Consider the following 19029-nt stretch of genomic DNA (forward strand, 5'->3'; position numbering starts at 1 on the left):
GCTAAGCCAGACATGACCTGACCCGGAAAAGCATGGGCCCTGCCACGAATCTTACAGAGAATTTCCCCGTTCCAGTTAGGGGCCTGAGGCAGTATAGGAAAACCGTGTCGTGTGGCAGCCAGCACTGGGATGCTAGAGGTGTGATGTCGATTTCCACGGAATCCCGGACCGCGCTCACCTGGAAGCTTTTGCCAGCGGGGCTGCTCTCCCTGTCCGGGGTGCCGCTTTTCGCCCTGGGCAATGATTTTCTCGGTTACGCATTCCTCGCGGCGAGCATTGTTACCGCTGCGTTTATCGACCGCGGCTTGATGCGGCACCTCGTGTTGGTAGCAGCCGGAATGGTCACCATCAGCCTGGTGCCCCTGAACGCGGATCTCAGCATCGAACACATGGCACTCATGGGTGGCGCCTTGGCTTTGGCCGTGCTGGTTCCTTGGCTTATATCCCGGTACCTGTACGACGAAAAGATCATCAAATTTCCGGTCAACACGGGCCGTCCATGGCCGCTCGCCGCGAAACTATACCTGGTGGGCGTTGTAGCGCTTGGGTACTTCATCCTGCCGGCTTACCTGATCCGGACCGGCGTCTACCACAATTGGCCGGACGCCTCCGATCCGAGCATCTTCTGGCGCCTCTTCCTCGGAGTGAACTCAGTGGGTATTTGGGACGAGCTGTTCTTCATCTGCACCACGTTCACGCTGTTGCGCCAGCACTTCCCCGATTGGCTGGCCAACCTCCTGCAAGCCGTGGTCTTCTCGTCCTTCCTGTGGGAGATCGGATACCAGGTCTGGGGTCCCCTGCTGACCTTCCCGTTCGCGCTGCTCCAGGGCTACACGTTCAAGCTGACGAAGTCCTTCACATACGTTGTATCAGTTCATCTGCTCTTCGATTTCGTCCTGTTCCTGGCGTTGGTCCATGCCCACAACCGTGACTGGTTGCCCATCTTCCTGTACTGAACGAGGTGCCCTGAAGCCGCTCGTGAACCATGACTGGAGCAGCTCCGAAAAGGAGCGCCTAAGAACTACTTTTCGGTATGCCTAACTTTCGGTTATCCTCGAAACAGACTTCCGCGATGACGAGGATACGACAATGGCCGCCCCCACCCTGCAAAGACGACCAGCACCAGCAAAGGTATGGTCGCGCCTGCTCCTGCTCGGCCCTGCATTCGTGGCGGCGATCGCCTATGTCGACCCCGGCAATGTGGCCGCAAATCTGACAGCCGGAGCAAACTACGGATACTTGCTGGTGTGGGTGCTGGTTGCAGCCAACGCCATGGCAGTCCTTGTGCAGTACCAATCAGCGAAGCTCGGCCTGGCAACCGGCCTGAGCCTTCCGGAGATTCTCGGCAAGCGGCTTGGAACCAAGCGCCGGCGCCTCTACTGGGCTCAGGCCGAGATCGTTGCCGGCGCCACGGACATGGCAGAGGTGATTGGCGGTGCGGTTGCCCTCAATCTCTTGTTCGGGCTTCCACTACTGGCTGGCGGCCTCATCGTCGGTCTCGCTTCAATGATGCTGTTGGCGCTGCAATCCCGCCGCGGACAGCGCTCCTTTGAGTACGCGATCCTGGTATTACTGGGAATCATCGCAGTCGGGTTTGTGTCCGGCTTGTTCGTCAACCCACCGGATGCCGGAAGTGCACTGGGCGGTTTGCTGCCCCGCTTTGAGGGCACGGATACGGTTCTGTTGGCAGCAAGTATGCTCGGCGCCACCGTGATGCCACACGCGATCTATCTACACTCGGCCTTGGCGAGGGACCGGCACGGCTTCTCCGAGAACCCGGCTGTGCGGACACGGCTGATCCGCGCTACCCGCTTTGACGTTGCGGGCGCCCTTTTGCTTGCCGGCGTGGTGAACATTTCGATGCTCTTGCTGGCTGCATCCAGCCTGAGGGGCATTGAGGGAACGGATACGATTGCCGGTGCCCACGCGGCCGTGACGTCGGCACTTGGTCCGGCTATCGGCGTCATCTTCGCGATTGGCCTGCTGGCCTCCGGCCTAGCGTCGACGTCGGTGGGCTGCTATGCGGGTGCGACCATCATGGGCGGCCTGCTAAAGGTACGCATCCCCTTGCTGACCCGTCGTGTAATCACCCTGATTCCAGCATTGATCATCCTGGGAGCAGGTGTTGAGCCCACGCTGGCACTGGTGTTGAGCCAAGTGCTGCTCAGCTTCGGAATTCCGTTCGCACTGATCCCACTCATCAGACTCACCGGCAAGCGCGAGGTCATGGGTATCCATGTGGACTCCAAGCCATTGAAGATAGCCGGCTGGACCAGTGCCACCTTGATCGTTGGCCTGAACATAGTGCTCATTACGCTGACGATCAGCGGGCAGTCCTAAGTCACTGCCCAGACCCATATGCCCGCACTGCCGCGCCGCCGCGCTTATAGGGCGACCAGCAACTCTCTGACCTGGTGGATATAGGCCTGGGATAGCCTAACTTCACATGCTAAGCTTCTAGCTAGCTTATCTAGCAATGTCGAAGTTAAGGCGCCAAGGGAAGGCGTGTAGTGAACGCGACAGAAATGGTCGTCCTTCTCGACGACGCCGGCAGGCCCATCGGCGAAGCCCTCAAGGCAGGGGTTCACACCCAAGAAACCCCGCTGCATCTGGCATTTTCCTGCTACATGCTCAACGGCCTCGGGGAGCTCCTCCTAACACGTCGCTCGCCCGAGAAGAAGACATGGCCAGGTGTCTGGACCAACAGCTTTTGCGGGCATCCAGCTCCCGGCGAGGACCCTGAGGATGCGGTTCTCCGGCGCGCCCGCTTCGAATTGGGAGCGGACGTCGGGCGGATCGAACTAGTCCTCCCCGGCTTCCGTTACCGCGCTGTGGACTCTTCAGGCATCGTCGAGAATGAGATTTGTCCGGTCTATGTGGCCCGGATCCTTGGACCGCTCAGGCCAAATCCATTCGAAGTCGCCGACTACGCATGGATGACGCCGGGACTCGTTGCAGAAGCCCTGGAGAGAACTCCTGCTGTCTTCAGCCCATGGCTGGCACTGCAATTTCCACAGCTCACCGAGGTTCAAGCCCTGGGGCTCGGAGCACAAGCTTGACTGTCACATCCTGCGCCAGGCACGTCCAGTGCCAAGCGCGCCGGATGATCTCCTCGCGGCAGCCTGAGGTCATGAGGGGGTAAGTCCCGCGTCCTTTTCGTCAACCGGGTCTTCGTCGATCGTGTCCAAAGCCTCGCGCATGTTTTGCAGGAAGTTCATCACCACGCGCGCTTCTTCTGGGCCCAGGGCGCTGGCAACGTCCAAAATCCGGCGATGCATTCCGCCCAGCGTGTGCCGGACTTCCTGATCCGAACCGGCAGTAGGCCGCAGAATCAAGGCCCGACGATCCGTGGGGTGCGGTTCCCGCCGAATGTGGCCGGAATCCACTAAACGATCGATCAGCGTAGTCATTGACGCCGACGTTATGCCCAAGCGATCGCCCAGGTCCTTGGGCTTCATCACGTTGCCCGCGGCTTCCGCTTCGAAAAGGTACCGCAAGGCCAAGAGGTCCTTTTCACCCATACCCATGGCCGAGCGGGTCCTTCGACGCATGGCCTGTTCCGAGACACGATAATCCCGAAGGGCATTGAGGACGTCAACGGCAAGGGCTTTCTGTCCAGGGTCCTTGCCGTACCAATAGCCCTTAGCGTGGCCGTTTGCGTCCATCCGATGATCCTTCGATAAGCGTGAAGCTTGTTTCCCTAGCATCTGATCCTAATTCACGGTGCTGGATGAACACAGGGAGGCATCGTTTGCACGCCGCCCACGAGCCATTTCAGGCGTTTTCCACATAGGCGCATTGGCCCGCCGATAATGTCTGCGGCTGCTGGAAGAGTTGGGGTATGGAGCGGAACCGAGAGAGCCAAGCAGCTAGGGTCGCTTCCGCAGTGCCTGGCTCTGAGCATGTGGCCGCCGGCTCTACGGGCTCGGTATCCCCGGTCTCCGACGTTGGGGATTTACTTGCGGCGCTGGGCTCAATCCCGGGTCGGCGGAGGCAGCGGCGAGTTGGTCGATCAGATTCGTGGGCTGGAAGATGTGAAGTCAGCGATCGCGGCTGTGCAGGCGCGAGCGTCGGTGGCCTTTGACCTTGCCCAGCGGCGTGAACAAGCCTCTGCTGGTGTGCCTGCCTCGGAGCAGGGCCAGGGTGTTGGGGCGTGCCGCACCGCACCAGTTCGAACTGATACCAGGGCGGATGCGGCACGAGGACTACGCCGAACAAGCTTCCTTTAATGCCTGGACCGACTCAGCCGGGACGTCGTCGCCGGCCTCAGCAATCTGGTTCAGCGGGGTCGTGATTTCGGCGGGAACACCAGCGGTGCGGGCAGCAGTGACCAGCCCACCGAGTACCTGCTTGTCCTCAACACTCACCAATCCGTCCTGGACCACAGCACAAATTTGTTTGTTGACTTCCTCGGCAGCAGCAGTGGCCACCTTTGAGGCTGCTTCGCTGGCCGCATTCCCCGCGGCTTCCTCCACGGAGCCGCAGCCGGCGAGGAGGAGAAACAGGGGGACGGCTGACAACGTTGCAAGGCGGCGATTCATGCGTTCCAGCCTAACAATCCCCACCGGAGGCTCGTTTTCACCTGTTAATGGGCTTGCTGATGGCAAGGCTTATTGTTTGCCCGGGCACGAGTTCGCCGGACGGCGTGTCCTGGAACTCATACCAGGTACCGGCGTCGCCTTTGAGCGGCCGGTTGGCCGACCTTAGGTCAGTGATGCTGAACCGGAAAGAGATCTGGCGTTCCGTGTCCCCGGCCGCTGTCGTGTAGGTGAGCGGGATGCCTTCGGCATCGGCAGTGAAGGTGCCTTGGGCGCCGTCGACCTTCCGTTCACCGGGCATCAGCTGCACCCTGGTGCCGGAGGGAATCGGCTTATCTGCAGCCAGGGCGGGGTTGTAGTTCAGCAGCTGGGCGGTGGTGGACCGGAATTTGTAACCCAGGCTGTCGAAGGAATCACCATCCACCGTGGTGTAAAAAATAGTCTGGCCAAAGGAGTTATTGACTGTTGCCCCAGTCCCGGACCGGCTGTCCACCGGGTTCTTTTGCAACTCAATGACCTGCCCAGCGCGGATGAAGTACGTGTTTCCTTGTTCGTATACGTAAGGGACTTTGTTAGCTTCTGCGAGCTGTTTGTCACTAATTCCAAACCTGTAGGTGATCCCATCAAGCGTGTCGTCAGCCTCAATTGTGTATCTCACGGGAATCCCGTTGGCGTTCTCCGTGGCGACACCCATTGCCCCAATAATCGGTCCGGCCGCAGGGATCAGGCGGAGCCTTGTGCCGGCTGCGAGCGCACTTCCTGCATCGAGCCCGTTGAACTGCGCGAGCTTAGCGGTTGAGAGCTTGAAGTTGGCCGCCACGTTGGCGAGGGTGTCGCCGTCGACCGTTGTGTAGTAGTCAGAGTTTCCGAAGGAGTCGGCGAGGGTGGACCCCCTGAGGGCGGACTTTTCGGGGTCGGTTGCCGATTCAGCAATGGCACTCGACGCCGCAGTGGAAGCCTCCGGCGTGGGCGGATCGTAGGTGCAGGAGACCAACCCGGCAGTGAGGACAACCGCGAGCAAGGCGGCCTTCACGTTGTATTTCATCATTTCCCCCAAAGCACCGACGCGGCCGCCATCCCAACAAACCATCAGAGCTTAGAGGATGAACCTGCAAAGAACCGTGAGAGGTGCCTTCAGTGACGGCCTATCGCTCCGTCAGCCGGTACACAGATACGTGGCTGCGTGACTCGGCGGTGAATTCGCTGCGGTCCCAATCGGCCCATCGGGACTCGAGATCAAACCCGGCTATCCGCGCCATGAGGTCCAGCTCGCTCGGCCAAATGTATCGGTGTGGTGTCCGATCGATGCGTGCGGCCCGTCCGTCGGATAGTTCCGGGCCGAATCGCACATGGTGCGAAATGACATGCTGCTGGAGCACGTCATAGCTGTCCACCAGTAGGTACCCGGGCTCGCTTAGTTCCACTGTTCCCCCCTGTCCTGGTGGGAGCGAGCGAAGCTGTGGCACCCAGAGCTCAATGACGAACCTGCCGCCAGGCACAAGATGGCTGGCAGCGTTCTGGAAGCAGCGGATCTGCTCGTCCTGGGTCAGCAAGTTGGCAATGGTGTTGAACACCAGGTAGGCAAGCGAGAAGTTGGTGTCCAGCCGGGCCAAGGTCATATCGCCCTGAAGCACTGGAATCCGGTCCTCGCCCACTTTCTCCCGTAATCGGGCGATCATCGCGTGGGACAGTTCGATGCCGCTGACCCGGACGCCCGCCTCCGAGAGGGGGATGGCCACCCTGCCCGTACCAATGGCGAACTCGACGGCGGGACCGTCTCCCGCTAGTTCCGAGAGGACCTCTACCGTGGGGCCAAGCACCTCAGGGGAGAACATTCCTTCCCCGGGGGTGTCGTAATGAGTGGCGGCTTCCTGGTCCCAGAGCTGTTGCTGGTTGATCATCCTGCCACTATTGCAGATCACGTAATGATTGACATGACATAACTCACATTCTGTAAGCTTGATTGAAAGTCACGCAGCCGGCTTCCCTCGATCTATTTCGGGAGGTCCGCATGGCCCCCAATCCCCTCAAATCCGAGATCCTCCTCGCACATGGAGTCGCGTCTTCCGCGGCTGCTGTCGCTCGAAGAAGAGCGGCAGGACACCATGTCGCACCCAATAAACCCGACGCCCTCCTCGGGGCGATAGCCGTACGGCAGCTGTTTCATCGGTGGCCCTTGGTTCCGTCCCGCGAGCTTGAACGCATCCGCCACGTCCTCATCCATTGCGATCAGCTGGGCTCGGCTGATACACATCACTTGTCCGAGCCGGCACAAGCGCTCCTGGAGCTCATCAACAACGAGTTGGATCGGCGTCGTTCACTTAGTGATCAGCATGCGACCGACACACAGGCGGCCGATACAGATCCGGCAGAGGCAATGCAGCGGGGCGCCGCTTAGTGGCGGGGCATTTCGAAGTCGTTGACGCCACTGGCGGCGACTGCAGGGTACGGCTCGTCGATGATGACGGGATCGAACTCGCACTCACCGTCACCTATAGGGACAAAGGCGCAGCAGCCAAGGCCATTTACACGCTGAGGGAAATCGCAGCGAGTGGTCTCATTGAGGACCACACGTCTACGTTTCCCTCGCCACACTGAGACGCATTAGCGGTTGTTCCCACGGCGGGGAACAACCGCTAATGCTGCAACCAGTCCAAAGAGCCGTGCCGGTCTATGCCCGAACGATCGGCAGTCCTGCCGTCGGGAAGACGCTGGGAAAGATCGACGGCGGCGGGACGGGTACCGTATCCAGCGGCACCGTGATGGTCTCCGCGGTGACGGTGACGTCGTGCTCCCGAACCCGAATCAGCAGTGGTTCATCGCTGTAACCCGAACCTGTAACGAGCGCCAGCGCGATGGATCCCTGAATGAGTTCCACAGACAGCAAACGACCACGGACCTTGAGCCGGAAGGAGAGGCCTTCCCACTCCACGGGCAGCCGCGGATCGAAGCGCAGTACCTCGCCCTGATCACGCATTCCGGCGAAACCGCAGACCAACGAGCTCCAAATTCCGCCGGTGGAGGCGATGTGGACGCCATCGATCGTGTTGCCGTGTGAGTTGTCCAGGTCAATGAACAACGCTTCGGTGAAGTGCTTCAGCGCGACGTCGCCATACCCAACCTCGGCAGCCATGATGCCCTGCACGCAAGCGGACAGGGTGGAGTCGCCGGTGGTGATGGGATCGTAGAAGTCGAAGGCACGCTGCTTTTCCTCGGCTGAGAAGTCCTGCCACTGGAGGAACATGGCCAGCACAGTATCGGCCTGTTTAAGGACCTGGTGCCGGTAGATCACCAACGGGTGGAAGTTCAGCAGGAGAGGGTACTTGGACTTGGGCGTATTCCAATCCCACGGCTCCAAGGTCATGAAGTCGTTGTCCTGGCTGAAGACCTCCAGGTGGGGATCGTAGGGCAGGGACATGCGCTCAGCAGCTTGGCGCCACACCAAACGTTCGGTGTCAGCGATGCCTTCGTGTTCCAAGGCAGCCGCGGCACGGAGGTTAAACCGGGCCATGACGTTGGTGTAGAGGTTGTCGTTAACCACGGCGGTGTATTCATCCGGCCCGGTGACGCCGTGAATGTGGAAAAGGCCGTCCTTGCCGAAGAAGCCCAGGGAGACCCACATGCGTGCCGTCTCAATCAGCAGGTCGGCACCAATGTCGGAACGGAAGCTGGCATCGCCGCTGGCCCACTCGTAGCGGTTGGCGGCAAACGCGATGGCCGCTGCGATGTGGAACTGGGCTGTTCCGGCCGCGTAGTAGGCACTGGCTTCCAACCCATTGATGGTGCGCCATGGGAACAGGGCTCCGTCCACGCTGAGCTCCTTGGCGCGGACACGCGCGTCGGGAAGCATGGCGTGCCGTGATTCGAGCACTTTCCGGGCACCGTCGGGGTTGGTGTACGTCAGATACGGGAGGAGGTAGACCTCTTGGTCCCAGAAGTAGTGGCCTTCATACCCGGAACCACTGACGCCCTTCGCCGGAATGCCGGCGACACCGGCGCGGGCTGTTGCCTGTGCGAGCTGGAAGAGGGCCCACCGCACGGCTTGCTGGAGTTCGGGCTGGCCGCCGATGGCCACATCCGCGGTGGTCCAGTACTGGCTGTAGTGGGCCTGGCTCTGCGCGAGGATTTCGGAGAACGGTACCAGGTTTGCCTCGGCGTCCGCAGCCAGGCTCTCGCCGCCGTCATCGTCCGTCAGGGTGCGCCCGGCCACGACGTAGCTGACCGTTTTCTCCAGACGGAACGCTTCGCCGCTGTTGATGGCCAGGACGTAGCGGACGGATGATTCGTCCTCTGCCACGACAGTCTCGAAGGGCTGGCCTTCGGCGGAAATCCAGTGATCCACGGCCATGGCGATGCGCTGGCGGGATTCCGAGGTCTCCCACGCCAGGCGCAAGGAGCCATCGGCGCCCTGGAGGTGCAACGGCAGCAGGACACGGCCGGCGTGACGACCGGATCGTCTGGGATCGTGGACGGAGTGGTCCTCCACAGGCTGGTCCTGGCGGTTTACGACGCCGGAAACGATGTCCGCGGACACGTCGCGGTCAGCGCTCACGGACAATTCCAGGCCAAGACATCCGCGCGAATCGAACCCGACGGCGCGGCGCTCCACCGTGGTGACCGTAGCGCCGGAGCGGCAAGCCCACGTGGTGGTTTCCTCATAGACGCCTGTGGAGAAGTCCACACTCCGGTGGTAGTCCAGCACCGTGGATTCGGCCAGGCTCAGGGCCTCGCCATCGATTGATACCGTGAAGTTATTGGCGTCCGGGACGTACACAATCCGCTGGCCGGTACGCGCAAAGCCGTACGCATTCTCGGCGTGCTTGATGTCCCAGATCTCGTGGAAGCCGTTGATGAACGTGCCGGGAAGTTCGCCGTCGCCACGCGTGGAATGGGCGCCTCGCACGCCAAGGTGGCCGTTGCCAAGGGCGAACAGCGTTTCCAGGGTTCCCTCGTCACCGGGGACGTGGATACTTTCCACGAGCTTCCAAGGCTCGCAGGGAAAGCGCAGCCGATCAGAGCTGATGAGTGCCATGGGCTAAAGAGGTCCTTCGAAAAGTAGGGTCAGAGAAGATCGTTGAGGTCGTCGACCACCAGCGTGGCGCCGGCGTCGAGCAGTGTTTGGCGGCCAGCGCCGCGGTCCACGCCTATGACGGCCTGGAAGTTGCCGGCACTGCCGGCCTGCACGCCGGAAACGGCGTCTTCCACCACGATGCATTCCTGGGTGGGGACGTCCAGCAGGGACGCCGCGTAAGTGAACGTGGCCGGATCCGGTTTGCCGGGAAGTCCGACGGCGGCGGCTACCTGACCATCGACGACCACCGTGAAGTGGTGATCGAGTCCGGCTGCCTTCAGTACGGCGGGGGCGTTCCGTGAGGAGGACACGACGGCGACCTTGAGTCCCAGCTCGAGCGCGGCGTTGATGAACTTGACCGAGCCGGGGAAGGGATCGACGCCGCGGGTATCCACGATCTCGTTGAAGATTGCGTTCTTGCGGTTTCCCAGGCCCTGCACGGTTTCATTCGTGGGGGCGTCATCCAGGGGGCCTTCCGGCAGCGTGATGCCGCGCGAGGTCAGGAAGTCCCGGACGCCGTCGAAGCGTGGCTTGCCATCGATGTGATCGAAGTAGTCGCTTTCCTGGTATCCCTGCGGGTGCCCGGCATCGGCGAGGTAGGAGTCGAACAGCTCCTGCCAGGCCTGCTCGTGCACCACGGCAGTGGGCGTCAGCACGCCGTCGAGGTCGAACAAGAGCGCCGAAGCGCCAGTCCAGGCATTACGAAGATCAGTCATGTGCATAGTTCCCGTTCAGCGCTTGTGGCGCGTGGTTTTGCGTTCGATGAGCTTGGTATCGAGCAGGTGATTGGAGGGTGGGTTGGGGGGATCGGTATTCAAAAGTCGTTCGCACAGCAGGTTCGCCGCGAAGGCACCTTGGTCGGCAACGGGTTGCGCCACAGTGCTCAGTCCAAGGAACCAGCTCATGGGGTGGTCATCGATTCCGATCACGGAAACGTTTTTGGGCACGGACAGGCCATGCTCCCGCAAGGCCATCAGCGCGCCGAACGCTGCTTCATCACAATGGGCGAACACTGCAGTGGGCCGTGCGCCGCGGGTGATGAGTTCGGTCATTGCCCGGCGGCCGTCGTCGATGCTTGGCCCAGCAGCCACCACAAGGTCCGGGTGGACGGTGAGGTGGTGTTCATCCAGTGCACGCCTGAAGCCGTGGAACCGTGGGGTCTCGGTCGCAACGGAGTGTTCATTGCTCGAGAGAACGGCCAAGTCCCAATGGCCCAGCCCCAGCAGGTGTTGGGTGGCCTGCCAAGCTGCGTGCTCGTCATCGATACCAACATTGTCCCACGGAACATTCCGCATGCCCACGCTGGCGACTGGCAGCCCGGAAGCTTCCAAGGCTTCCACTTCCTCCGGGTCGAGGTCAACATTGAGCAGCAGCAGCCCGTCCACCCTTTGCGCCAACCGTTCAAGATCGCCGAAGACTTGCTTCCGGACGCTGGTCTTGTTGCGAAGGCTGACCAGGACGGTGTCATAGCCGCTGTCGCCGAAGACCTCTTCTGCCGCTTCCACGGCCTGCGCGAAGAACCAGGCTGTCGCGGTGGGGGCGATGATGGCCACGGAACCCGTGCTGCCACCGGCCAGTCTTGATGCTGCTGCCGAGGCTTTGTAGCCCAGCTTGTTTGCGGCTTCCGCCACTTGCCGTTGGGCCTTTTCGGAAACGTTGGGGAGATTCCTCAGAGCCCTGGACACCGTACAAATGGACAATCCGGAGAGGACTGCAACGTCCTGGATCGTCACCCTGTGAGTCCTAACCATGCAACACGGCCTCAACCCTTTCCATACTCGATGACACGTTGGGAGAACGGCACTGCGCCCCGGGGGAACTCCCACATTGGGGGCGGCCGCAAGCCAAAAGTGTAAGCGCTTACAATTTTGTCATTCAATAGTGTGCGGCCGAATGCGAATTTGTGACGCGAATCTCACGGAAAGGTTGATTCTCAGGGGCTGATGCCGTCTAATCCGGAGCCTGCTCCAGCGCCTCAGTTCCCTTTCAAGACGTAGTACCGAAGGAACGCGCTGACATCCACAAGCTCCGGCGGCTCGATCCTGTGCCCCATCCCCGGGTAGGTGCGCGCCGTCAGGGCTACGTTCGCGTGCAGCCACTCTTCGGTGTGCGCGATCGCGTCTTCGTTGATGACCGGGTCTGCCTTGTCACGGCCCCAAAAGAAGGGCGGAGGCGAATCAAAGGATTCGCTGAGCGCCAGGAGGTCGTTGTCCAGGACAAAGCCGGACAACCCAACGGTTGCCTTGAAAGCGTGGGGCCGCAGCCGCAGGAGCGTGCTGGCCATGGCCATTCCCTGCGAGTAGCCGAGCAGGCTGACGCTGCTGTGGTTCTCTTTCACGGTGTTGATCCAGTTGAAAACGGAGTTGGTGGAAGTGATGACATCGGCGAAGTCGTTCGTCAGGAAGTAGTCCAGGAGGAACCAACCGTAGTGGTCGCCGATTTCCTTCGGGCCGCGAAGGGCCGCACAGGTGAATTCCGCGGGAAGAGACGGAAACAGGTCCACCATGCGCTGCTCGCTGGTGCCGTAGCCATGCATCATCACCAGCAACGGGGTGCCCCCGCGCTGGTTTTCGGGCTTCGACCAGACCACTGAATCCATGGGACGAGCCTAGTAGACTGGCCCCATGACACCGCAGGAACTGGCCAACCTGGCCCATCTGCGGCGCGCCCGCGATTTCATCGATCGTGAGTACGCGCGGCCTTTGGACGTGCCCACCATGGCAGCCGGCGCCCTCATGTCCCCCGCGCATTTCTCCCGCCAGTTCAAGGCCGCGTACGGTGAATCCCCCTACAACTACCTCATGACCCGGCGCATCGAGCGGGCCATGGCCCTGCTGCGGGCCGGAACCAGCGTTACCGATGCTTGCATGGAGGTGGGCTGTACATCCCTGGGCTCCTTCAGTTCACGTTTCACGGAGATCGTCGGCGTGACGCCCAGCGAATACCGCTCCCGCGAGCACCATGCGGTGAAGGCGATGCCCACCTGCATCGCGAAGCAGCAAACGCGCCCTGAAAGAAACGGCAATACGAACCTGAGCAGGATTGAAGAAGCGCCCGCCTCACAGCTGCAATAGCGTGAGAGACATGAACATTTCATTGAAGTACGCACACGTCACCGTCAACGATGTCGATGAGTCGCTCGCCTTCTACCGCGACGCGCTCGGCCTGGAAGTCCGGAACGACGTCGGCTCGGACGGCCAGCGCTGGGTTACCCTCGGCAGCGATGCCCAGCCGGACCTCGAACTCGTTCTGTCCCCTCCGCACGCCGGCCGCTCGCAGGCTGATGGCGACGCCATCCAGGAGCTGCTCACCAAGGGCGTCATGCCCATGCTCGTTTTCACCACGGACGATCTCGACGCCACGTTTGAAAAGCTGCGCGCCTCGGGCGCCGAAGTCCTCCAGGAGCCGATTGTTCAGCCGTGGGGTCCGCGCGACTGCGCCTTCCGCGATCCGTCCGGGAACATGATCCGCATCAACCAGGGCTAACGCCCAAGTATCAGTACGACGACGGCAGGTCACCCGCGCACTTACAAGGGGCGCCTGCCGCCGTCGTGCTTTCCGCAATACGCAGTCCAGAGTTAGTGGCTCAACAGCCCAGCGCTTGAGCGTTCACCGTACTCATGCGTCGATGCGATGGCAGCAGAAACTACATCAGAGAGCCTAAGCCGCCGGTTGTAAGCCTGACGTTGAAGACGTTCACCCGTGCCGCGACGCAGGATCTTCGCCACACCGGATCGTGCGAGTGCCAGGTCCCCGGATTTAGTCAACGCCCCGCGCACGTGCCGCAACAATGCCCCCGCCACATCCGCAGCAGGATAGGGCCGGTGGTCCAACGGGTGAATCAGTTGATCGTTGATGCCAAAGCGGCTGGACCGCCAGTTGGCCATGCGCAACAGGCTGGTCAAAGCGTCCGACGGCGGCTCCCCCTTCCGCCATTGTGTCGCCGCAGTCTCCACCAAAGCCCGGGCAATCACCGCGATGGTGAGGGCGTCTTCGGCGTACAGGCAGACGTCCGCGATGCGGAGCTCAACCGTGGGATGTCCTCTGGAAAGACGGGCATCGAAGTAGATCATGCCCTCATCCAAGGGGACGCCCGTGCCCAGGAGGTTCGCGAGCACTTCACGGTACCCTTCTGCCGAACCGAAGACATCCATAGGCCCGGCCGTGGGCCATCTGTTCCAAATCTGGGTCCGGTAACTGGCGAAGCCTGTATCGGAGCCCATCCAAAACGGGGAATTCGCGCTCAATGCAAGAAGAACCGGCAGCCACTGGCGCATCCTGTCCAGGACGCCCACACCTTCATCCGGCGATTCGATCGCCACGTGGACATGGAATCCGCACGTGAGCTGCTCGCGCGAAATGAGGCCGAACTCGGTTCCCATGGTTGCGTAGCGCTGGTTGCCCAAAGTGGGGGTCGCGTGGAACTCTGGGGGCGTAGCCAAAGCGGCCACCCGGGCCCCCAAGGTCCGTGCGGCCGAGTCGGCCAACGCCCGCCCAAGGCGGATCTCGTCGCGAAGCTCCCCCGCCGTCCGGCACGGCCGGGAATTGACCTCGATCTGTTCCTGTTTGAACTCGGATTTGAGGGATTCACCGGCGTCCGGATAGCTTGCCGTGTTCATGTGGGGTTGGGCAGCTATGTCAAGAATGCCCGCGGCAAACGGAAGCGGCATCCCGTCAACGGGATCTGCGATCAGCAACTCTTCCTCGACGCCAAACGTGCGCATAGCCACCCCTCCCCGCAGTAATGAAATTAGAGACTGCGGTTAGCCGACGTGGCGCGGAACCTCCATCTGGAAACCGCAGCGGCAATGGAGCACCTGCGTTTGCAGGTAGACCTCGAACAGGCTCGGGCCGCCCAGGTCGTCAGTGCTCCTGGGTGGCTCGATGATGCTCTCGGAGGGGCGTCCCAACGTCATGGGCTCGCCGCAATGCGTGCAGCTGAACCATAGGCCGGCTGCGGACGTAGACAGGAATTCGGTTTGGATCTCCGGTACTAGTTCGGCCAGGGGCACGGGGTGGGCGTAAAACGTATCGCACTCACTGCAGGTGTAGCTGACTTCAACGATTTCGGACTGGTTCGGTTCTGCTTCTACAACGGTCTCAACAAAAATGTACGAATCAGTATCGCAAACTGTGCACCAAGGCCGTGTGGCGGTGTCAAAAGTTGCGGATTTCGCCCCAACCATGGGTTTAGGGGCGGGAATAGGGGATCCAAGCGTCATTGCCATTCTCCTTTATGCACGTATCCACCGCGAGGTGGGTTCCGACAACATATTGAATCGCGTCGGGAGAAGCTGATTGCTCCTCGAGGAGGCCTGCATGGATGCACGCGGCGAGCCGGCCGATTGTGGCCACAGCTTAAGGTGCAGTTCTTGTACCATCTTGGATGGCTTCAGCTCATGAGTCTCCAAGGGCTATCTGCTTAACCCACCTATGAATGTAGTTCATTAGTGGCGGGCGTCACAAGTGTGCAAGGTCCGGTGTGGGCCCGGGCCCACACCTCCTAGGGCTCAAAGTGGGCCACGGGAGCTTCGTCCGCCACAGCCTTGATGAGCTGTTCAGCCACGTCCCTGAGCTTTTGGTTGCGACCGTTGGAAGCCTTGGTGAGGATCCTGAACGCCTCATCCTGGCTGCAGCGGTTTTGGCCCATGATGACGCCGCAGGCCAAGTCAATCACTGTCCGGGACTGCATTGCTGCCTGAAGGTCATCAGCATGCTGCTGCTTGATGCCAATCCTCACGGCCAGCCTCAGGGAACGCTCGGCCTGGCTGGCGTACAACTCACAATTCCGGATTGTCTCTTCGTCGTAGACATTGGCATTCGGGGAAAAGAAGTTCAGGGCTGCCGTTGCCCCCTCATCCAACTCCAGCGGGACACAGAGTGCCGAAAGGTGCCCACGCTCGCCGATAACAGTGCAGTACTCGGACCACCTTTCCTCGGTGGAAGTATCGGGCACATGCACTGTGGTGTGACTACGCATGGCCTCCAGGCACGGGCCGTCACCGTAAGCTTGCTGAACTTCATCGATCAGCCTCGCTTCATGGGTACTTCCGGCCACGGTTGCAGTGCGGCGTCGCCTGCTCAAAGTGATGCCGCACAGGACGTCCAGGCCTACGGCTTCGGAAACGGAGGCCGCGGAGAAGACGGCAAGATCATGCAGGAATCCCGCTACATCATCGCTGTCGATCACCAAGTCCTGAAGTTGTTCAGGCACCGAAACATCGTCAAGCGATGGGACAGTATCCGGCGGCGCTGGGACATCGTCCGGCACCGCAAAATCAACGTGCATTTCGTCCATGATTCAGTTTACGATCGTCCGGAGCCAACTCGTCACTCCCGGAAGAACAAGCTCCAGAATCCTTGCATCTGCCGTGCACCTATGTGCACAATCTAGCTAGAGTCCGCATTGCCGGACAGGCTTTACAGCTCATGCAGACGGGCACCCCGCATTAACAATGCAGAGGTAAATCCCATGTCGGCCCAGCCCGAGTCCAGAGTTCCCGACGAAGCCCACCAACCAGACGAACCCCTGTGGTGTACACGCTGCAATACTGACCAACATTTGGTGGTGGATTCGATCCAATCGCACAATCCTCCCTCCCCCAACACGGTAGATGTGGCCTACGAATGCCACGCCTGCAATTACTCCTACGACCAGACCGCCACGGTACAAAGGGTGGCCGTCGTCCTGAACCGCCCCGGGGTTTCCCAGGGAGTACTGCAGTTCGGGGGCCAGTACTTGCATTGTGGGGAACCCATGAGGACCAGTAGTTGCGAGCTACGGCGGATCCAGGCCCCGCTTGTCCTGAAACCTGGGGGCCAACTACGCATGTACGAGGTCATCATCAATACCCGCATCCTCGGCTGCCCCTGTGGCTTCCGCATGGAAATCCCGGACTAGATGAAGTGGTCACGCGCCATGAGCAACGAAACCAGTTTTGCCAGAGGTAGAGGAACAGGAAGGGAAAACATGCAGACCGATTCAAAGAAGGACGAGTCTCCAGTTACCGGGACTGATCGTAGGCCGGTTGGAAAGCACAAGCTTCCGGATCCACCGGACCCGGACAATCTTCCGATCGACTACACGGCCTCCGGGTGGGACACCAGCAGGTACTCCCCAAGCGTCAGGCGCGAACTTCATCGGCGCGCCATCCACCTACGGGGCGCTTGACCTTGAGTGACTTCCCGCCGGACCGTTCGCATCCCGATCCCACCAGGGAGCCGGGGCCCACACCCGAACCGGTTCCCCTGCCGGAGCCAGGGCCTCCCCCGGTACCGGACCCGACGCCGGGGCCAACAGTGCCGTCTCCACCGGCGCGGCCAGATACTGGACAACCGCCCGGACAGCCACCTGGACAACCGCCTCTTTAGAAGGTTTCCAACCCCATAGACCGGATCCCGGCAAATCCCCCAGTCAGGATCCGAAGGAAGGGCATGTCGCACTACAGGGAGTGCGGCATGCCCTTTGGCGTGCCCTGAAAGCCAGACACCAGCCGAACAGCCCACCAACGCAATCTTTGTTTATGTTGGTTTCTATTGACTTACCAACATAAACAAAGATAGAGTCAAGCAATTCCACATCGTTGTGACAGCAGTCACCTGATGCGGCTGCACTGACAAATGGCTTTACCGCAATGGAGGGTAAGTGTTCGCTGAAGAGCGCCAACAACTGATCTCCGCACTCGTCGCCGAGCGCGGACGGGTGAGCGTCACTGACCTCGCCGACCGTTTCAGCATCACCACGGAGACCATCCGCCGTGATCTCGCAGCTCTCGAAGTTTCGGGGAGCCTGCGCCGCGTTCATGGTGGGGCCGTCCCTTCGGACCGTTTGAGCACCCGCGAGGAAAGCATCCTGGAGCGCGCCATCCAGCGCCAGTCCGAGAAACACCGCATCGCAGCTGCCGCACTCGCCCTGATTCCGGAACTCACCACGGGGAGCATCCTGCTGGACGCCGGCTCCACAACCGAGACCCTCGCAGACCTGCTCGCCCAGCGGACACCCACAGCCAACGGCAACGAAGAGCTCGTGGTCATCACCCACGCCATTCCCATCGCGGGCAAGCTCTCCTCCACAGCCGGCATTGCCCTCCAAATCCTGGGTGGCCGGGTCCGCGGGCTGACCCAAGCCGCCGTCGGACAGTCCACGGTGGAGGCCGCCTACAAGCTTCGTCCGGACATCGCCTTCGTCGGTGCAAACGGCATCCACTCCGTCTTCGGGCTGAGCACGCCCGATCCTGAAGAAGCCGCGGTAAAAGCCGCCTTCGTCAAGTCAGCCCGCCGCGTTGTGGCATTGGCCGATTCTTCCAAGCTGGACGCCGAGACATTGGTCCAGTTCGCCACCCTGAAGGATGTTGACACTTTGATTACAGACAGTGAACCCTCCGCTGAACTCAGCGCAGCCCTGGCCGAAGCCGGCGTTGATGTGGTGATCGCATGATCGTCACACTGACCGCCAATCCAAGCCTGGACCGCACGGTCGAACTTCCGGCACCGCTGGCCCGCGGCGAAGTACAGCGTGCTGTCGCCGTCCACCAGGAGTCGGGCGGAAAAGGCGTCAACGTTTCCCGCGCCCTGGTGGCTTCCGGCCTCGAAACACTCGCCGTCCTTCCGGGCGCTGACTCGGATCCGGTACTTTCCGGACTGCACGACGCCGGTGTGCCGTTCGCTGCCCTACCCATCGGTCAGGCGCTACGCAGCAACGTCACCCTCACCGAACCGGATGGCGTCACCACCAAGATCAACGAACCCGGCCCGGAGCTGAGCGACGAACAGCAGGAAGCCCTGATCGGGCTGCTGCTGGAGCGCTCCCGTGGCGCCAGCTGGGTGGTTCTCGCAGGCTCGCTCCCACCAGGAGTGCCCGCGGATTTCTACGCCACAATCGCTCGTCGGCTCCGGTCGAACACTGATGGAACGGCCATCCCCGGCATCGCCATCGACTCTTCCGGGGCTCCGCTTGCGGCAGCTTTGAAAGGCGATGCCGCAGGAAAACCCGATCTCCTCAAGCCCAACGCGGAAGAGCTCGCAGAGCTCGCGGCCGCTGCCGGTTTCACCATCGTCTCAACCGCTGACGAACTGGAAGCAGACCCGGCAAAAGCCGCACAAGCTGCTTCCGCCGTCGTCGAAAGCGGTGTGGGCGCCGTTCTGGCAACACTCGGATCCAAGGGCGCAATCCTGGTGACGGCTGATGGGGCGTGGCTTGCCACGCATCCTCCCATCCAAGCCGTCAGCACGGTGGGCGCCGGGGATTCTGCACTGGCCGGCTACTTGCTGGCTGCTACCCAAGGTGGTTCCGCCCAGGACTGCCTTCGTCAGGCCGTGGCACATGGTGCCGCTGCTGCTTCGCTGCCGGGCTCCACTGTCCCTGCAGTCCACCAGACAACCCCCAACGCCGTAACCATCACGGCCCTCCAGAAGGACTAA

At 61.3% G+C, this 19029-nt stretch carries 21 protein-coding genes; 10 read left to right on the top strand and 11 right to left on the bottom strand.

All coding sequences use genetic code 11. The features are described from left to right. The first annotated feature begins 140 nt into the window (after window positions 1-140). From ABIE18_RS03245 to idi, 3 genes are all read left to right on the top strand, one after another. Window positions 141-956 carry a CPBP family intramembrane glutamic endopeptidase gene (locus tag ABIE18_RS03245; protein ID WP_499721156.1) on the top strand — a complete coding sequence of 272 codons (816 nt, stop codon included), beginning with the start codon at window positions 141-143 and terminating at the stop codon, window positions 954-956. Window positions 957-1089: 133 nt separating this feature from the next. Next, on the top strand, window positions 1090-2340 hold the full coding sequence (locus ABIE18_RS03250) for an Nramp family divalent metal transporter (RefSeq protein WP_442016356.1): 1251 nt from the start codon (window positions 1090-1092) through the stop codon (window positions 2338-2340). 170 nt (window positions 2341-2510) lie between these two features. Further along, window positions 2511-3059: an isopentenyl-diphosphate Delta-isomerase gene (gene idi, locus ABIE18_RS03255; protein ID WP_499721158.1), complete on the top strand. Its 549-nt coding sequence runs from the start codon at window positions 2511-2513 to the stop codon at window positions 3057-3059. 69 nt (window positions 3060-3128) lie between these two features. Here the strand turns inward: idi and ABIE18_RS03260 are convergent, their stop codons facing one another. The 4 genes from ABIE18_RS03260 to ABIE18_RS03275 all read right to left on the bottom strand — a co-directional run bounded on the left by ABIE18_RS03260 (window position 3129) and on the right by ABIE18_RS03275 (window position 6439). Next, window positions 3129-3665: a MarR family winged helix-turn-helix transcriptional regulator gene (locus ABIE18_RS03260; protein ID WP_499721159.1), complete on the bottom strand. Its 537-nt coding sequence runs from the start codon at window positions 3663-3665 to the stop codon at window positions 3129-3131. Window positions 3666-4205: 540 nt separating this feature from the next. Further along, entirely contained in the window at window positions 4206-4541 is a 336-nt protein-coding gene (locus ABIE18_RS03265; RefSeq protein WP_477515802.1) for a hypothetical protein, read from the bottom strand. A gap of 37 nt (window positions 4542-4578) precedes the next feature. Beyond that, window positions 4579-5628 (bottom strand): LysM peptidoglycan-binding domain-containing protein, encoded by a 1050-nt coding sequence (locus ABIE18_RS03270; RefSeq protein WP_499721161.1) that lies wholly within the window; start codon window positions 5626-5628, stop codon window positions 4579-4581. A gap of 55 nt (window positions 5629-5683) precedes the next feature. Next, complete coding sequence (locus tag ABIE18_RS03275; protein ID WP_499721162.1) at window positions 5684-6439, bottom strand: class I SAM-dependent DNA methyltransferase; 756 nt, start codon at window positions 6437-6439, stop codon at window positions 5684-5686. Between the two features lie 110 nt (window positions 6440-6549). Between ABIE18_RS03275 and ABIE18_RS03280 the strand changes: the two genes are divergently transcribed. Further along, window positions 6550-6936, top strand: coding sequence for a hypothetical protein (locus ABIE18_RS03280; protein ID WP_499721163.1), 387 nt, complete (start codon window positions 6550-6552; stop codon window positions 6934-6936). Next, the gene (locus ABIE18_RS03285) at window positions 6936-7136 is read left to right on the top strand and encodes a YegP family protein (protein ID WP_442016350.1); all 201 of its coding nucleotides are present in this window, start codon (window positions 6936-6938) and stop codon (window positions 7134-7136) included. The genes ABIE18_RS03280 and ABIE18_RS03285 overlap by 1 nt, the downstream gene beginning before the upstream one ends. Window positions 7137-7209: 73 nt before the next feature. Here the strand turns inward: ABIE18_RS03285 and ABIE18_RS03290 are convergent, their stop codons facing one another. From ABIE18_RS03290 to ABIE18_RS03305, 4 genes are all read right to left on the bottom strand, one after another. Continuing rightward, window positions 7210-9570 carry a glycoside hydrolase family 65 protein gene (locus ABIE18_RS03290; protein WP_499721165.1) on the bottom strand — a complete coding sequence of 787 codons (2361 nt, stop codon included), beginning with the start codon at window positions 9568-9570 and terminating at the stop codon, window positions 7210-7212. A gap of 29 nt (window positions 9571-9599) precedes the next feature. Beyond that, the gene (locus tag ABIE18_RS03295; RefSeq protein WP_442016348.1) at window positions 9600-10331 is read right to left on the bottom strand and encodes an HAD family hydrolase; all 732 of its coding nucleotides are present in this window, start codon (window positions 10329-10331) and stop codon (window positions 9600-9602) included. A gap of 9 nt (window positions 10332-10340) precedes the next feature. Then, the gene (locus ABIE18_RS03300) at window positions 10341-11342 is read right to left on the bottom strand and encodes a LacI family DNA-binding transcriptional regulator (protein ID WP_499721167.1); all 1002 of its coding nucleotides are present in this window, start codon (window positions 11340-11342) and stop codon (window positions 10341-10343) included. A gap of 242 nt (window positions 11343-11584) precedes the next feature. After that, window positions 11585-12208 (bottom strand): alpha/beta hydrolase, encoded by a 624-nt coding sequence (locus tag ABIE18_RS03305; RefSeq protein ID WP_499721168.1) that lies wholly within the window; start codon window positions 12206-12208, stop codon window positions 11585-11587. Between the two features lie 25 nt (window positions 12209-12233). On the opposite strand from ABIE18_RS03305, the gene ABIE18_RS03310 reads away from it, so the two are divergent. Further along, on the top strand, window positions 12234-12683 hold the full coding sequence (locus tag ABIE18_RS03310; protein ID WP_499721169.1) for a helix-turn-helix transcriptional regulator: 450 nt from the start codon (window positions 12234-12236) through the stop codon (window positions 12681-12683). A 10-nt stretch (window positions 12684-12693) separates the two neighbouring features. Then, window positions 12694-13095 carry a VOC family protein gene (locus tag ABIE18_RS03315; RefSeq protein WP_499721171.1) on the top strand — a complete coding sequence of 134 codons (402 nt, stop codon included), beginning with the start codon at window positions 12694-12696 and terminating at the stop codon, window positions 13093-13095. A gap of 92 nt (window positions 13096-13187) precedes the next feature. Here ABIE18_RS03315 and ABIE18_RS03320 read toward each other — a convergent pair whose 3' ends face one another. The 3 genes from ABIE18_RS03320 to ABIE18_RS03330 form a co-directional block, all read right to left on the bottom strand. Next, window positions 13188-14333, bottom strand: a complete 1146-nt coding sequence (locus ABIE18_RS03320; RefSeq protein WP_499721172.1) for a glutamate--cysteine ligase 2 — start codon at window positions 14331-14333, stop codon at window positions 13188-13190. Between the two features lie 39 nt (window positions 14334-14372). Continuing rightward, window positions 14373-14831, bottom strand: coding sequence for a hypothetical protein (locus tag ABIE18_RS03325; RefSeq protein WP_499721173.1), 459 nt, complete (start codon window positions 14829-14831; stop codon window positions 14373-14375). Between the two features lie 281 nt (window positions 14832-15112). Next, window positions 15113-15907, bottom strand: coding sequence for a GAF and ANTAR domain-containing protein (locus ABIE18_RS03330; protein WP_499721175.1), 795 nt, complete (start codon window positions 15905-15907; stop codon window positions 15113-15115). 270 nt (window positions 15908-16177) lie between these two features. Between ABIE18_RS03330 and ABIE18_RS03335 the strand changes: the two genes are divergently transcribed. The 3 genes from ABIE18_RS03335 (at window position 16178) to ABIE18_RS03345 (ending at window position 19029) form a co-directional block, all read left to right on the top strand. Next, complete coding sequence (locus ABIE18_RS03335) at window positions 16178-16510, top strand: hypothetical protein (protein WP_499721176.1); 333 nt, start codon at window positions 16178-16180, stop codon at window positions 16508-16510. A 744-nt stretch (window positions 16511-17254) separates the two neighbouring features. Beyond that, window positions 17255-18046, top strand: a complete 792-nt coding sequence (locus tag ABIE18_RS03340) for a DeoR/GlpR family DNA-binding transcription regulator (protein ID WP_499721178.1) — start codon at window positions 17255-17257, stop codon at window positions 18044-18046. Then, window positions 18043-19029 (top strand): 1-phosphofructokinase family hexose kinase, encoded by a 987-nt coding sequence (locus ABIE18_RS03345; RefSeq protein WP_499721180.1) that lies wholly within the window; start codon window positions 18043-18045, stop codon window positions 19027-19029. The genes ABIE18_RS03340 and ABIE18_RS03345 overlap by 4 nt, the downstream gene beginning before the upstream one ends.

The organism is Arthrobacter sp. 2762 (genome assembly GCF_040548745.1).
GTDB lineage: Bacteria > Actinomycetota > Actinomycetes > Actinomycetales > Micrococcaceae > Arthrobacter.

What these genes read in the sequence shown, in the direction of transcription:
- ABIE18_RS03250 (WP_442016356.1), top strand. Translation starts at nt 1,090, where the DNA reads ATGGCCGCCCCCACCCTGCAAAGACGACCAGCACCAGCAAAGGTATGG.
- ABIE18_RS03260 (WP_499721159.1), bottom strand. Translation starts at nt 3,665, where the DNA reads ATGGACGCAAACGGCCACGCTAAGGGCTATTGGTACGGCAAGGACCCT.
- ABIE18_RS03265 (WP_477515802.1), bottom strand. Translation starts at nt 4,541, where the DNA reads ATGAATCGCCGCCTTGCAACGTTGTCAGCCGTCCCCCTGTTTCTCCTC.
- ABIE18_RS03270 (WP_499721161.1), bottom strand. Translation starts at nt 5,628, where the DNA reads ATGGTTTGTTGGGATGGCGGCCGCGTCGGTGCTTTGGGGGAAATGATG.
- ABIE18_RS03275 (WP_499721162.1), bottom strand. Translation starts at nt 6,439, where the DNA reads ATGATCAACCAGCAACAGCTCTGGGACCAGGAAGCCGCCACTCATTAC.
- ABIE18_RS03280 (WP_499721163.1), top strand. Translation starts at nt 6,550, where the DNA reads ATGGCCCCCAATCCCCTCAAATCCGAGATCCTCCTCGCACATGGAGTC.
- ABIE18_RS03290 (WP_499721165.1), bottom strand. Translation starts at nt 9,570, where the DNA reads ATGGCACTCATCAGCTCTGATCGGCTGCGCTTTCCCTGCGAGCCTTGG.
- ABIE18_RS03295 (WP_442016348.1), bottom strand. Translation starts at nt 10,331, where the DNA reads ATGCACATGACTGATCTTCGTAATGCCTGGACTGGCGCTTCGGCGCTC.
- ABIE18_RS03305 (WP_499721168.1), bottom strand. Translation starts at nt 12,208, where the DNA reads ATGGATTCAGTGGTCTGGTCGAAGCCCGAAAACCAGCGCGGGGGCACC.
- ABIE18_RS03310 (WP_499721169.1), top strand. Translation starts at nt 12,234, where the DNA reads ATGACACCGCAGGAACTGGCCAACCTGGCCCATCTGCGGCGCGCCCGC.
- ABIE18_RS03315 (WP_499721171.1), top strand. Translation starts at nt 12,694, where the DNA reads ATGAACATTTCATTGAAGTACGCACACGTCACCGTCAACGATGTCGAT.
- ABIE18_RS03320 (WP_499721172.1), bottom strand. Translation starts at nt 14,333, where the DNA reads ATGCGCACGTTTGGCGTCGAGGAAGAGTTGCTGATCGCAGATCCCGTT.
- ABIE18_RS03325 (WP_499721173.1), bottom strand. Translation starts at nt 14,831, where the DNA reads ATGACGCTTGGATCCCCTATTCCCGCCCCTAAACCCATGGTTGGGGCG.
- ABIE18_RS03330 (WP_499721175.1), bottom strand. Translation starts at nt 15,907, where the DNA reads ATGGACGAAATGCACGTTGATTTTGCGGTGCCGGACGATGTCCCAGCG.
- ABIE18_RS03345 (WP_499721180.1), top strand. Translation starts at nt 18,043, where the DNA reads ATGATCGTCACACTGACCGCCAATCCAAGCCTGGACCGCACGGTCGAA.